11 protein-coding genes are annotated in these 13,756 nt (G+C 72.9%); 6 read left to right on the plus strand and 5 right to left on the minus strand.

Annotated elements, in window-relative coordinates; translation table 11 throughout:
- Position 1: 1 nt before the first annotated feature.
- From PIJ49_RS16410 to PIJ49_RS16425, 4 genes are all read right to left on the minus strand, one after another.
- Positions 2-1,570: an ATP-binding cassette domain-containing protein gene (locus tag PIJ49_RS16410; RefSeq protein ID WP_271827095.1), complete on the minus strand. Its 1,569-nt coding sequence runs from the start codon at positions 1,568-1,570 to the stop codon at positions 2-4.
- 68 nt (positions 1,571-1,638) lie between these two features.
- The gene (locus PIJ49_RS16415) at positions 1,639-2,508 is read right to left on the minus strand and encodes an ABC transporter permease (RefSeq protein WP_271827096.1); all 870 of its coding nucleotides are present in this window, start codon (positions 2,506-2,508) and stop codon (positions 1,639-1,641) included.
- 5 nt (positions 2,509-2,513) lie between these two features.
- Positions 2,514-3,584 carry an ABC transporter permease gene (locus tag PIJ49_RS16420; protein ID WP_271827097.1) on the minus strand — a complete coding sequence of 357 codons (1,071 nt, stop codon included), beginning with the start codon at positions 3,582-3,584 and terminating at the stop codon, positions 2,514-2,516.
- A complete protein-coding gene (locus PIJ49_RS16425) occupies positions 3,569-5,212 on the minus strand; it encodes an ABC transporter substrate-binding protein (protein ID WP_271827098.1) in 1,644 nt (547 codons plus the stop codon). Before PIJ49_RS16425 ends, PIJ49_RS16420 begins: the two co-directional genes overlap by 16 nt.
- A gap of 31 nt (positions 5,213-5,243) precedes the next feature.
- On the opposite strand from PIJ49_RS16425, the gene PIJ49_RS16430 reads away from it, so the two are divergent.
- Positions 5,244-5,843: a TetR/AcrR family transcriptional regulator gene (locus PIJ49_RS16430; protein ID WP_066653145.1), complete on the plus strand. Its 600-nt coding sequence runs from the start codon at positions 5,244-5,246 to the stop codon at positions 5,841-5,843.
- Positions 5,844-5,854: 11 nt separating this feature from the next.
- On the opposite strand, the gene PIJ49_RS16435 is transcribed toward PIJ49_RS16430, so the two are convergent.
- Positions 5,855-6,889, minus strand: coding sequence for a cation diffusion facilitator family transporter (locus tag PIJ49_RS16435; protein WP_066653147.1), 1,035 nt, complete (start codon positions 6,887-6,889; stop codon positions 5,855-5,857).
- Between the two features lie 241 nt (positions 6,890-7,130).
- On the opposite strand from PIJ49_RS16435, the gene ileS reads away from it, so the two are divergent.
- The 5 genes from ileS to PIJ49_RS16460 are packed head-to-tail and all read left to right on the plus strand — an operon-like array spanning position 7,131 to position 13,599.
- Positions 7,131-10,385, plus strand: coding sequence for an isoleucine--tRNA ligase (gene ileS / locus PIJ49_RS16440; protein WP_066653149.1), 3,255 nt, complete (start codon positions 7,131-7,133; stop codon positions 10,383-10,385).
- The gene (locus tag PIJ49_RS16445) at positions 10,382-11,866 is read left to right on the plus strand and encodes a bifunctional folylpolyglutamate synthase/dihydrofolate synthase (protein ID WP_081984736.1); all 1,485 of its coding nucleotides are present in this window, start codon (positions 10,382-10,384) and stop codon (positions 11,864-11,866) included. Before ileS ends, PIJ49_RS16445 begins: the two co-directional genes overlap by 4 nt.
- 41 nt (positions 11,867-11,907) lie before the next feature.
- Positions 11,908-12,279, plus strand: a complete 372-nt coding sequence (locus PIJ49_RS16450; RefSeq protein WP_066653151.1) for a DUF4233 domain-containing protein — start codon at positions 11,908-11,910, stop codon at positions 12,277-12,279.
- 26 nt (positions 12,280-12,305) lie between these two features.
- Positions 12,306-12,725, plus strand: coding sequence for a nucleoside-diphosphate kinase (ndk, locus tag PIJ49_RS16455; RefSeq protein ID WP_058728426.1), 420 nt, complete (start codon positions 12,306-12,308; stop codon positions 12,723-12,725).
- A 25-nt stretch (positions 12,726-12,750) separates the two neighbouring features.
- On the plus strand, positions 12,751-13,599 hold the full coding sequence (locus PIJ49_RS16460; protein WP_058728427.1) for a DsbA family protein: 849 nt from the start codon (positions 12,751-12,753) through the stop codon (positions 13,597-13,599).
- Positions 13,600-13,756: the final 157 nt, after the last annotated feature.

Here is a 13,756-nt window from a genome sequence, read left to right on the forward strand (position 1 = left end):
GTCAGGCGCCGCGGGCGAGCCGGGCGGCAGCGTCGACCAGGCGCGCGGTCGCCGGGTGCTCCGGCGCGCCGAGCACGCGCTCCGCGGGGCCCCGCTCGACGACGCGGCCGTCGTCCACCACGAGCACCTCGTCGGCCATCCGCCGGACGGCGCGCAGGTCGTGCGACACGAACACCATCGCCACACCGGTCTCGTCGCGCAGTCGTTCGAGCAGCGTGAGCACCGCGTCCTGCACGGTCGCGTCGAGTGCCGTCACCGGTTCGTCGAGGACGACCACCTCGGGCGACGTCGCCAGCGCCCGGGCGATCGCCAGTCGTTGCCGCTGTCCGCCGGAGAGCGTGCGCGGGGCGCGTGACCGCAGGTCTGGGTCGAGTCCCACCTGACGGAGTGCGGCGTCGACCGGGTCGGCCAGACCACCCCGCGCCCGCCGCTCCTGCCCGCGGGACAGGGCGTCCGCGAGCACCCGTCCGACGCTCCACCGCTCGTCGAAGGTCGCCCCGGGGTCCTGCACGACAGCCGCCACCCGGTGCCGACGAGCCCGGCGCTCGCGCTCGGGCAGGGGCACCCACGGGTCGCCGTCGAGCGTGACGGTGCCGGCGTCCGGCGTCTCGAGTCCGAGCAGCATCCGCGCCACCGTCGTCTTGCCCGACCCGGAGGCGCCGATCACACCCGTCACGCGACCCGGTCGCACGGTGATCGACACGTCCTGCACGGCGGGTACCCCGTCGAAGGAACGGGTCAGTCCGGAGCCCTCGACGAGCGGGGCCGACGGCGCACCGGGGCCGGGCACCCGTCCCACGGCCCGGCGTGTGTCCGCCCGTGCCGCCCGCACCAGGGCTGCGGTCGCCGGGTGCTGCGGTGCTGCGAAGACCTCGGCGACCGGTCCGTGCTCGACCACCGTCCCCTCGTCGACGACGAGCACCCGGTCCGCCCACCCGGCGACGAGCCCGAGGTCGTGCGTGATGACCAGCAGCCCGGCGCCGCGGTCCTGCACGGCCCGGAGCTGCTCCATCACGGTGACGGCCACGGCGGCGTCGAGGGCGGTCGTCGGTTCGTCCGCCACCACGAGCGCGGGGGAGGCCACGGTCGCCGCCGCGATCAGCGCGCGCTGTCGCATGCCGCCGGAGAGCGTGCCGGAGCGCCGGCCGTCGGTCGCCATCGCGGGGTCGAGCCCCACGCCCGCCAGTGCGGCGCGCACGGCATCGACCCGTCCTGCTGCGCGCAGGTCGGTGTGCAGGCGCAGGGCGTCGGCGACCTCGCGGCCGACGGGGCGGAGGGGGTCGAGTGCGCCGAGGGCCTCCTGGCCGACGTAGCCGACGGTGCTCCCGCGGAGCCGACGCCAGCGCCGCTCGGCGAGCCCGCGCACGTCGGAGCCGACGAGGTCGAGGCGGTCGGCGGTGACCGCGGCACCCGCTGCGGAGAGCCCGAGCACCGCCCGGGCGGTCACGGTCTTGCCGGAGCCGGACGCCCCGACCAGGGCGACGCACTCACCGGCGTCGACGTGCAGGTCGACGCCGTGCACCACCGTCGCGCCGTCGATCGACACCGCGAGCCCGCGGACGTCGAGCACGCGGGTCCCCACCGGCCGTGCTGCACCGGTCCGTCCCGCGACGTCGTCGGGCCCCCGCTCGGAGCCCCTCACCGCACGGCCCCCGTCCGCCGCACCGCACGGCCGAGCACCGTCACCGCGGTCGCCAGCACCACGATGGCGAGGCCCGGGAAGGTGCTCATCCACGGCGCGGTCAGCAGGTAGGTGCGGCCGTCCGCGAGCATCGCACCCCACTCCGGCGCGGGCGGCGGGGTCCCGACCCCGAGGTAGCTGAGCGCCGACGCCCACACGACCGCCTGGCCGACCCCGAGCGTGGCGACGGCGACGACGGGCCAGAGTGCCGCGGGCAGGACGTGCCGGAACACGATCCGGCCGGGGGAGCGGCCCTGCAGCACGGCGGTCTCGACCACCTGCGACGACCGCGCACTCCGGACCAGGCCGCGGACGATCCGGGCGTACCCGGGCGCCGTGGCGAACCCCACCGCCAGGGTCGCGGGCACCGGTCCGGGGCCGGTGACCGCGATGACGACGAGCGCGACGAGCAGCAGCGGCAGCGCGAACGCCACCTCGGTGACCCGGCCGACGACCGCGTCCACGATCCGACCACCGAGTCCGGCGAGCGTGCCGAGCAGGATCCCGGTGAGACCGCCGACGAGCGTCGCGGCGACCCCGACCACGAGTGACGCCCGTGTCCCCGCGACCACGCGCGCGAGCACGTCGCGTCCGGACTCGTCGGTGCCGAAGGGGTGCGCCGGTCCGGGTGGCGTCAGGGCGTCGGCGGGGTGCACCGCGAGCGGGTCGCCGCCGCCGAGCAGCGCCGGCCAGACCGCCGCCAGCACCGCGACCGCGACGACGACCGCCGCGACCGAGCCCGCCGGGCCGAGCGTCCCCCCACGGAACCGCTCGGACCGTCGGGCCCGCCCCTCGGACGCACCGGCCGGGAGGCCCGGGTCGAGCACCCCGCTCACCGTGCGTCCACCCCGCCCTGCGTGCGCACGCGCACTCGCCCCACGCGACCGGCCGGGCGTCGGTCGCGGGTCCGCGGGTCCACCGCCCGCTCGACCAGGTCCGCGACCGCCAGCACGACGACGTACGCCGCGGCGGACACGAGGGCGATCCCGGCCACCAGGGGCATGTCCCGCTGGGTGACCGCGGTGACCAGGGCACGACCGATCCCGGGCAGCGCGAAGACCGACTCGACGACCACGGCACCGGAGACCAGCGAGCCGAAGGCCCACGCGGACAGGGCGATCCCGGGGAGCGCCGCGTGCCGGAGCAGGTGACGACCGAACAGTCCGACGCGGGTCTCCCCGCGGCCGCGGGCTGCGAGGGCGAACGCGGAGCGCTGGGCGTCGACCACGCCGTCGCGGACCGTCTCGGCGAGGTACCCCGCGACCGGCACGGCGACGGTGAGCACGGGCAGGACCCAACCGCGCAGGCTGCCGTCCGACACCGCCGGCACCCACCCGAGTGCGCTCGCGAAGACCACGATGAGCACGCTGCCGAGCCAGAAGTGCGGCACGACGCTCGCCGTCACGGTGATCGCGCCGGTCAGGGCCGCGGCGATCCGCCCGCGCTGCGTCGACCACCACGCGGCGCCGATCGCCAGGACCCAGGCGACGACGAGCCCGGCGACCGCGAGCGTCAGCGTCACGGGGACCTGCTGCGCGAGGAGCTCGGACACGGGCGTGCGGAACGCGTACGAGTCGCCGAGGTGCCCGGTCACCAGGCGCCCGAGGAACACCGCGTACTGCACGAGCACCGGCCGGTCGAGGCCGTACTCGCGGCGGACCGCCTCGACCGCCTGCGCCGAGGCCTGGGACCCGGGGCCGCCGAGGATCGCCAGCGCCGGGTCACCCGGGATCAACCGGATCGCGACGAAGACGATCGTGGCGACCGCCCAGAGCACCCCGATGCCGCCGGCCGCACGGCGGAGACCCCACAGGACCCACGCCGACCACCCGCGACGGGTGCCGGTGCGTGGCGGACGCGGGGCGGGCCTCCCGGCCGGCTCGCCCGTCAGCGCGCGATCCACGCGGTGCCGAACCACGGGGTGGAGACCGACGTGGTCTCGATGCCGTGGACGGCGGAGCGGTACAGGAAGTGGTTCTGCTGGTCGTAGAGCGGCAGGACGGTGCCGCTCGCCAGGATCCGCTGCTGCGCCTGGCGGTACAGGTCGCCGCGCTCGTCGGCGTCCGACGTGCGTGCCGCACGCTCCAGCAGGTCGTCGACCGTCGGGTCGTCGAGCTGCGCGAGGTTCGCGAAGTAGCCCGACGGTGCGGGCTCGATGCTCGCGCTGTCGTACAGGATGCGGAGGACGTCCGGGCCGACCTTGGTGTACGGCGCGCTGACGACGTCGTACTCGTTCGCGGCGAGGGCGGCGTACCAGCTGGAGAGGTCGAGCTCCTCGAGCCGCACGTCGAACCCGACCGCCTTCTCCGAGGCCTGGACCTGCTGGAACAGGCTGCGCTCCGCGGGCACCGACTGGTTCGTCGACACCGGGAAGGTGACGGTGAGCCGCTGCCCGTCCTTCTCGCGGACGCCGTCGCTGCCGACCTTCCAACCGGCCTCGTCGAGCAGGCGTCCCGCCGTCTTCGGGGAGTACTCGAACAGCGCCGGGTCGGAGTACCCGTCGGGCTCGACGCTCGACAGCACCGAGTACGAGCGCTTCGCGGTGCCGAGGAAGAGGCTCTGCAGGCCCGGGTCGATCTCGGCGCCGGCGATGAAGGCCTTCCGGACCGCCTCGTCGCGGAACACCCCGTGCCCGGAGTTCAGTTCGAGGCGGTTCGAGGCGCCGGGGCGCGGGGCGTCGAGGTCGCGGATCGCGCCCTTCGTCGAGGCGCTCTTCAGCTGGTCGGGCTGGGCGTTGTCGATGACGTCGACCTGGCCGGCCTGCAGTGCGGCGTAGCGCGAGGTCGCGTCGGGCAGGAAGCGCCACGTGATGCCGTCGAGGCGGGGCTCCGTCGAGCCGGTGAGCGGCGTGTACCCGTCGTTCTTCGCCAGGGTGATGCGATCGCCCCGCTGCCACTCCGTGACGCTGAACGGGCCGGTGCCGACGGGGGATGCGCAGTTCGTCGCCTGCGGACGCTGCAGGGCCTTCGGCGACTCCATGCCGACCCAGGGCTGCGAGAACGACTCGAGCAGCGCGCTGTCCGGGCGGCTCAGGGTCAGCGTGACGGTGTGGTCGTCGGTCGCCGTGGCCTTCGTGATCGACTGCAGGGCGAGGTAGCCCGTGCTCGACGCCGTCGTCGGGTCCTGCACGTGCTCGATGTTCGCGACGACGGCGGCCGCGTCGAACGGGGTGCCGTCGGAGAACGACACGTCCGTGCGCAGGTCGAGCGTCAGGGTCTTCCCGTCGTCGCTCGTCGTCCACCCGGTCGCGAGGGCCGGCGTCGGCTTCCCTGCCCGGTCGAGCCCGGTGAGCATCTCGATGTACTGCGTCGACAGCAGGGCCTGCGGGTAGTTGCCGCCGACGTGCGGGTCGAGGCAGGTCGGCTCGGCGTCGCCGGAGGCGTACGTGAGCGTCCCGCCGCTGACCGGCGTGCCGGCGTCGGTGGCGGTGCCGCCGCCGGTGCAGGCGGTCAGGGCCAGCAGGACCGCGGTGGCTCCCGCGGCGGTGAGGAGCGCGCGGGCGCGTGTTTTCTGTACTCGGTCCAAGATCATGGCTGCACGAGTCTAGCGGTTTACTGGCGGCATGGACGAGACGATGCGCCGCGGTGGCCGCCCCCGACGCTCGAGTGCCGAGGTCCTCGCCGACGCGGCTGCCGAGCTGTTCCTCGAGCAGGGGTACGCGAGGACGACCGTCGACCAGATCGCGGCCCGGGCCGGGGTGAGCCGAGCGACGTTCTTCAACTACTTCGGGGCGAAGTCGGACGTGCTCTGGCTGGAGCTCGACGCCGCGGTGGCCGACCTGCCCGCGTTCCTCACCGCCTCGACGGAGTCCTCGCCCGTGCGCGCCGTGGAGCAGGCCGTGCTCGCCGCGGCGCGGGCGCACGACCCGGACCGGGTGCCGTGGGCGATCGCCCAGGCCGAGGTGATGGACATCGGCACCGAGCTCGTCGCCAGTGTGGCGGCGCGGGTGATGGCACAGCACGGGGCGGTCTCGGCGTTCGTCGGCTCGCGGACGGGGGAGCACCCGACGTCCCTGTGGCCGCAGACCGTGTCCGGGGCGATGCTCGGGGCCGCGGCGGCGGCGTTCGGGGTGTGGGTCGCCGACGGTGTCGCCCGCAGGTCCCTCGTCGAGTACGTCGGCGCGGCGCTGACCCCGGTCGCGGCAGGCCTCGACGCGCGCTGAGGCGACGGGCGCTACTCGGTGCGGAGCGTCCCGGCACCGCCGGCCGCGACGTCCTCCACCGTGCCGTCGCGCACGATCCCCGGGACGTCGCCGTCCCCTCGGGCCGCGAGCGACGCGTCGCCCGGGATGCTCAGGGTGAGGACGGCCTCCTCGATGTACTGGCTCTCCTCGAGCGACGCCTCGACCCGACGGAGCCGGACCGCGACGTGGTCCTCGAGCTCGTTGCCGGTCAGGTCGACCGCCGCCACCAGGAACACCCGGGACGGTCCGACGAACTCCAGGTGCAGGTAGGTGACGCGCTCCACCTCGTCGCGACGGAGCAGCTCGGTGAGCACGGCGTCCTCGAGCTCGGGGGACGTCGCCTCGCCGACCAGGAACCGGCGGTTGCGCTCGATGAGGACGATCGCGACGACCCCGAGCAGGAGTCCGACCGCGATGGAGCCGATCGCGTCGAACACCGCGAGGCCGGTGAGCTGGTGCAGCAGCACGCCGAGGAACGCGATCACGAGGCCGACCAGCGCCGCGGCGTCCTCGGCGAAGACCGCCCGGAGCGTGGGGTTCGACGACTGCAGCACGTGGCGGAGCACCGGGACGCGGCGCTTCGTGGCGGCTCCGTGTGCCTGGCGGTAGGCCTGCAGGAAGCTCGTGCCCTCGAGGACGAACGCGATGCCGAGCACGACGTAGTTGAGCACGACGTCCTCGGCCGGACCGGTCTCGCCGAGCTCGGTGATGCCGTGCCAGATCGACACGACGGCACCCGCGGTGAAGAGGCCGAACGCGGCGAACATCGACCAGATGTAGGTCTCGCGACCGTACCCCAGCGGGTGCTTCCGGTCCCGCTTCTTCGCGCCGCGTCGTTCGGCGACGAGCAGGAAGATCTCGTTGCCCGTGTCGGCCCACGAGTGCGCGGCCTCCGCGGTCATCGACGCCGAGCCCGAGATCAGGGAGGCGACGGTCTTGGCGATGGCGACGAGCAGGTTGGCGGCGAAGGCGATGACGACGGTGAGCAGGGACTCCGGACGGTCCTGCTTCTCGGACGAGGGCATCGCTCCAGCATGCTCCGACTCTTGTAGACTCGTCCCACCAGGCGTCGAACCGGCCATCACCGGTGAGCCTCCGGAAGAACGCGGCAGCACCACCGCCGTCAGTAGACCCGGGCGGACCGGACCGCACCCCATCCGGCGAACGAGCGGTCGGTCGCAGCGCGAGCAGCGTCCGGCAAGCGAGGTGGTACCGCGGAGCACGCTCCGTCCTCGTGGAGACGAACCGAACCCACAGGAGCAGCTCGTGGCCTACCCCCTCAACGTCCCCACCGACGGTGTCGTCCCGTCCCCGTCCTTCCCCGCCGTCGAGCAGGGCATCCTCGCCTTCTGGAAGGGCGACGACACGTTCCGGGCGTCGATCGACCAGCGCGAGGGCTGCACGGAGTGGACGTTCTACGACGGCCCGCCCTTCGCGAACGGCCTGCCGCACTACGGTCACCTGCTGACCGGCTACGCGAAGGACGTCTTCCCGCGGTACCAGACCATGCGCGGCAAGCAGGTGCACCGCCGCTTCGGGTGGGACACCCACGGGCTGCCCGCCGAGCTCGAGGCCATGCGGCAGCTCGGGATCACCGAGAAGCACGAGATCGACGACATGGGCGTCGACGTCTTCAACGCCGCGGCCAAGCAGTCCGTGCTGCAGTACACCGACGAGTGGCAGGCGTACGTCACCCGTCAGGCGCGCTGGGTCGACTTCGAGGACGACTACAAGACCCTCGACGTCACCTTCATGGAGAGCGTCCTGTGGGCGTGGAAGCAGCTCTGGGACAAGGGCCTGGCGTACGAGGGCTTCCGCGTCCTGCCGTACTGCTGGAACGACCAGACGCCGCTCTCGAACCACGAGCTGCGCATGGACGACGACGTCTACAAGATGCGCCAGGACCAGTCGGTCACGGTGTCGTTCCCGCTGCAGGGCGCCCGCGCCGCTGCACTCGACCTGACCGGGGTCCGCGCACTCGCCTGGACGACGACCCCCTGGACCCTGCCGACGAACGCGGCGCTCGCGGTCGGTCCGGACATCGCCTACGCGGTCGTGCCGGCCGGGCCGGGAGGCGCGGCTGACGGTGGCGACGCCGGCTCGGCTCGGTACCTCCTGGCTTCGGACACCGTGGCCGCCCACGCGAAGGAGCTCGGCTACGAGAGCGCGGACGACGCGCTCGCCGCCGTGCTCCGCACGGTCGTCGGCGCCGAGCTCGACGGCGTCGAGTACGAGCGCCTGTTCGACTTCCTCGCGGAGGCCGAGGGCTACGAGCACGCGTGGCGCATCCTCGTCGCCGAGTACGTCGAGACGGGTGAGGGCACCGGCATCGTGCACCAGGCCCCGGCGTACGGCGCCGACGACCAGGAGGTCTGCGCGGCCGCCGGCATCCCCGTGGTGCTGTCCCTCGACGAGGGCGGACTCTTCACGGCGCAGTTCGGCGACGTCGCCGGCATGCTCTGGTCGGACGCCAACAAGCCGCTGACGAAGGCCGTGCGCGAGGCGGGCCGACTGCTCCGCCAGGCCTCGTACGAGCACAGCTACCCGCACTGCTGGCGCTGCCGCAAGCCGCTCATCTACAAGGCGGTCTCGTCGTGGTTCGTCCGCGTCACCGAGTTCCGCGACCGCATGGGCGAGCTCAACCAGGACATCAACTGGGTGCCGGACAACGTCAAGGACGGTCAGTTCGGCAAGTGGGTCGGCAACGCGATCGACTGGTCGGTGTCCCGCAACCGGTACTTCGGCACGCCGATCCCGGTCTGGGTGTCGGACGACCCGGCGTACCCGCGCCAGGACGTCTACGGCTCGCTCGAGGAGCTCGAGCGCGACTTCGGTCGCCTGCCGCTGAACGCCGACGGCGAGGTCGACCTGCACCGTCCGTTCATCGACGAGCTGACCCGGCCGAACCCCGACGACCCGACGGGGCAGTCGACCATGCGACGCATCTCCGACGTGTTCGACGTGTGGTTCGACTCCGGCTCGATGCCGTACGCGCAGGTGCACTACCCGTTCGAGAACCGCGAGTGGTTCGAGGAGCACAGCCCCGCGGACTTCATCGTCGAGTACATCGGGCAGACCCGCGGCTGGTTCTACGTCATGCACGCGCTGTCGACCGCGCTGTTCGACCGCCCGGCCTTCCGGAACGTGATCAGCCACGGCATCGTGCTCGGCTCGGACGGCCAGAAGATGTCGAAGTCGCTCCGCAACTACCCGGACGTCTCCGAGGTGTTCGACCGCGACGGCGCCGACGCGATGCGCTGGTTCCTCATGTCGTCGTCGGTCATCCGCGGCGGCAACCTCGTCGTGACCGAGGAGGGCATCCGCCAGGGTGTCCGCGAGTTCCTGCTGCCGCTCTGGTCGACGTACTACTTCTTCACCCTCTACGCGAACGCCTCCGGCGACACCGGCTACCAGGCCTCGCGCAGCACGGCGAGCACCGACGTGCTCGACCGGTACCTGCTCGCGAAGACCCGGGTGCTCGTCGCGGACGTGACCACGCACCTCGACGCGCTCGACACCCCGCTCGCGGCCCAGGCCGTCCGGGACTTCGCCGACGTGCTGACCAACTGGTACGTCCGTCGGTCGCGCGACAAGTTCTGGCTCGGTGCGGAGTCCTCACCCGAGGCCCGCGCGGCGTTCGACACGCTGTACACCGTGCTCGAGACGCTCACCCGCGTCGCCGCCCCGCTCGCGCCGCTCGTCACGGAGGAGGTCTGGAAGGGCCTGACCGGCGGGCGCAGCGTGCACCTCGAGGACTTCCCGTCCGCCGACGAGTTCCCGGCCGACGACGCCCTGGTCGCCGCGATGGACCGCGTGCGCGACGTCGCGTCGAAGGGGCTCGCGCTCCGCAAGGCGACCGGCCGCCGTGTCCGTCTGCCCCTCGCGACCCTGACGCTGGTCGTGCCGGACCCGGCAGCGATCGAACCGTTCGCGGACATCCTGCGTGACGAGCTCAACGTGAAGCGCGTCGTGCTCGAGCAGCAGGAGGAGTCCTCGCTCGGCCGCTACGGCATCGAGCGGAAGCTCACCGTCAACGCCCGCGCCGCTGGCCCCCGGATCGGCAAGCAGGTGCAGCAGGTGATCCCGGCCGCCAAGAAGGGTGACTGGGTCGCGACCGAGTCCGGCGTGACGGTCGGCGGCGTCGACCTCGTCGAGGGCGAGTACACGCTCGACCTCACCGTCGCGGACGACTCCGTCGCGGTGGCGTTCCTCGACGGCGGCGGCTTCGCGGTGCTCGACACCGTGACGACCCCCGAGCTCGAGGCCGAGGGGCTCGCCCGTGACGTCGTCCGCGCCGTGCAGCAGGCCCGCCGCGACGCCGACCTCGACGTCAGCGACCGCATCGTCCTGACGCTCCGGGTCTCCGAGGACGCCGAGGACGCGATCCGCACGCACGAGCAGCTCATCGCGGGGGAGACCCTCGCGACGAGCGTCGAGGTGACCACGACGACGTTCGCTCCCGGCGAGGGCTCGGACGTCGGCGACGGTGCGAAGGTGTCCGTGGAGGTGGCACGCGCATGAGCGACAGCGAGCAGTACGACGACGACCACGACGGCATCGAGGACCTCGGTCCGCTCGACGACACGGCCGGGGTCCGCATCCCGGTCGGACCGTCCGGCGAGCAGGCCCCGACGGACGCGCTGCCGTACGGCGGCGACGACGACGAGGTGCAGCGCGTCGAAGCCGCCCTGTACGCCCGGATCGGCGAGCAGGCACCCGAACGTCGGTTGACCGCCACCCGACGGGCCGTCGAGCTCCTCGGCGACCCGCACCTGGCGTACCCGGTCATCCACGTCACCGGCACGAACGGCAAGACGTCGACCGCGCGCATGGCGGAGAGCATCGTCCGCGCCCACGGGCTGCGCACCGGCCTCATGACGAGTCCGCACCTCGTGTCGATCCGGGAGCGCATCGTCATCGACGGCGAGCCGATCGCGGCCGACCGGTTCGTGGAGAACTGGGACGACATCACCCCGATCCTGGCGATGACGGACCAGGAGCTCACCGACAAGGGCGAGCAGCCGCTGACCTTCTTCGAGGCGTTGACCGTCCTGGCCCTGGCGTGCTTCGCCGAGGCACCGGTCGACGTCGCCGTCATCGAGGTCGGCATGGGCGGCGAGTGGGACTCCACCAACGTGGTGCAGAGCCAGGTGCAGGTGATCACCCCGGTGGCGATCGACCACGCCAAGCAGCTCGGGTCGACCGTCGCCGAGATCGCGCGCACCAAGTCCGGCATCATCAAGCCGTCGTCGTCGGTCGTGTCGAGCGCGCAGACGCCGGAGGCACTCGCCGAACTGCAGCGCGCGGCCGAGCTCACCGAGTCGACGCTCGCCGTCGAGGGCACCGGGTTCTCCGTCGTGTCCGACACCCCGGCCGTCGGCGGGCAGCTCGTCACCGTGCAGGGCATCGCCGGGCGCTACGACGACCTGTTCGTCCCGCTCTTCGGCCAGCACCAGGCGCACAACGCCGCCGTCGCCATCGCCGCGGTCGAGTCGTTCCTCGGGCGGGGCTCGCAGGCCCTCGACGAGGACGTCCTGTCCGAGGGCCTCGCGAACGCGACCAGCCCCGGCCGGCTGCAGCCGATCGCGCAGGAGCCCACCGTCGTGGTCGACGCCGCGCACAACCCGCACGGGGCGCGCGCCCTGGCCGAGGCGCTGCCGGTCGCGTTCCCGTCCGAGCACGTCGTCGGCGTCGTCGGGATCCTCGGCGACAAGGACGCCCGCGGCTTCGTCCGGGCGCTCAAGGACACGGTCCAGACCTTCGTCGTCACGCAGCCGCCGGGGGACCGTGCACTCGACGCGGACGCGTTCGCCCGCATCGTCGTGGCCGAGGTGGGCGAGGACCGCGTGGTCGTCGAACCCGCGCTCGAGCAGGCACTGCAGGAAGCGCGCGACCTGGCGGAGGAGGCGGACGCCGAGGACGCCCTCGTGCTCGTCGCCGGCTCCATCGTCATGGTGGGGAAGGTCATGGACCTGGTCCACGCGGAGAGCGGGACGAAGTGACGGACGCACCACGGGCCTCCCGGCCGGGTCGACAGCCGCGCGTGCGGAAGCCGCGCCCGCAGCGCGGTGCCCGCGAGAGCCTCCTCGCGATCACCCTCGGACTCGAGGCCGTGATGTTCTTCTTCCCGATGCTCGTCGTCTACGGGAAGGGCACGCTGCCGCCGCTCGCGGCGTTCGGTGGCGGCATCCTGGCGATCATCGTCCTCGCAGCTGCCTCACGCCTGACGGGCAAGCGCGCCGGTGTATGGTTCGGGTGGCTGCTGCAGGCGGCCATCCTCGCCACCGGCTTCATCGAGCCGTTCATGTTCGCGGTCGGCGCGGTGTTCCTGGCGCTGTGGGTGTTCTGCTTCGTCAAGGGCGGTCAGCTCGACCGGCAGAACGCCGCGTTCCGGGCCGCTCAGGCCGAGGACTGACCACCACCGAACCACAGGAGAACTGCGTGTCCGATCTCGAAGAGACCCTCGTCCTCGTCAAGCCCGACGGCGTCGCCCGCCAGCTCACCGGAGAGGTCCTCCGTCGCATCGAGACCAAGGGCTACGAGATCGTCGACCTCAAGATGGTCACGGCGTCGCGTGAGCTCCTCGACCAGCACTACGAGGAGCACCAGGGCAAGCCGTTCTTCGAGCCGCTCGTCGAGTTCATGCAGTCCGGCCCGGTCGTCGCCGTGCGCGTCGCCGGCAACGGTGTGATCGCGGGCTTCCGCTCGCTCGCCGGCACCACGGACCCGACCTCGGCCGCCCCGGGGACCATCCGTGGCGACCTCGGTCGCGACTGGGGCCTCAAGGTGCAGCAGAACCTCGTGCACGGCTCGGACTCCCCGGAGTCGGCCGCCCGCGAGCTCGCCCTCTGGTTCGCCTGATCGACCGAAGCGGAGCACAGACGCGATGACGAACAACGACCGTCCCACGAAGAACGAGCGTCGCCAGCACGCCCGTGAGGTCGCCCGCCAGCGGGCCGACGCCGAGAAGCGCCGCAAGCGCCGCAACAAGTGGTTCCTGCAGGGCGGCATCGGCCTGGGCATCGTGGCCGTCGCGGCGATCATCGCGATCGTCGTGGTGAACGTGAACAGCGGGGGCACCACCTCCGCCGCCGGCCCGAAGAACATGGTCACCGGTGGCATCCAGTTCACCGGCGGCGACGGCAAGATCACCCCCGTCACGACCGGAGCGGTCTCGGCGGACGGCACCCCGTCCCCGGTCGCCACGGCCGACAGCGACGGCAAGGTCAAGGTCGTCGAGTACGTCGACTGGGCCTGCCCGGTCTGCAAGCAGTTCGAGGGCGCCTACGCCGACCAGATCACCGACTTCGTGAAGAACGGTCAGGCGACGCTCGAGATCCACCCGGTGTCGATCCTCGACCGCAGCTACCTCGGCTCGCGCTACGCCAGCCGTGCCGCGAACGCCGCGATGTGCGTCGCGAACTACGCGCCGGACAAGTTCCTCGACGTGCAGACGCAGTTCTTCGAGAAGCAGCCGGAGGAGGGCACGAAGGGCCTGACCAACGCCGAGATCGCCGACCTGGTGAAGGCCGGCGGGGCCACCGGCTCCGACGTGTCCGAGTGCCTGTCGAACGAGACGTACAAGGGCTGGGTCACGAAGATCACGAACCAGGTCACCTCGGACCCGGCGGTCGCCGGTCCCCAGGGCTTCGGCACGCCGACGATCCTGGTGAACGGGCAGCGTGTGAGCACCCTCACCGACGTCGTCCCGACCATCGAGGCCGCCGCGAAGTAGTCGGCCCCGCCGCACTCGGCCCCGGGGGGCGCCGGCGGGGGGGGGGGGGGGGGGGGGGGGGCCCGGGGGGGGGGGGGGGGGGGGGGGGGCGCGCGGGGGGCGCGGGGGGGGGGGGGGGGGGCCCGCGGCGCCCGCCCCCCTGGAGCGACAAATCTCA

The organism is Curtobacterium uvaldense, assembly GCF_028307415.1.
Taxonomy (GTDB): domain Bacteria; phylum Actinomycetota; class Actinomycetes; order Actinomycetales; family Microbacteriaceae; genus Curtobacterium.

Excerpts from the sequence above, each read along its gene's own strand:
- PIJ49_RS16460 (WP_058728427.1), top strand. The coding sequence starts at position 12,751 with ATGACGAACAACGACCGTCCCACGAAGAACGAGCGTCGCCAGCACGCC.
- PIJ49_RS16435 (WP_066653147.1), bottom strand. The coding sequence starts at position 6,889 with ATGCCCTCGTCCGAGAAGCAGGACCGTCCGGAGTCCCTGCTCACCGTC.
- PIJ49_RS16445 (WP_081984736.1), top strand. The coding sequence starts at position 10,382 with ATGAGCGACAGCGAGCAGTACGACGACGACCACGACGGCATCGAGGAC.
- PIJ49_RS16425 (WP_271827098.1), bottom strand. The coding sequence starts at position 5,212 with ATGATCTTGGACCGAGTACAGAAAACACGCGCCCGCGCGCTCCTCACC.
- PIJ49_RS16430 (WP_066653145.1), top strand. The coding sequence starts at position 5,244 with ATGGACGAGACGATGCGCCGCGGTGGCCGCCCCCGACGCTCGAGTGCC.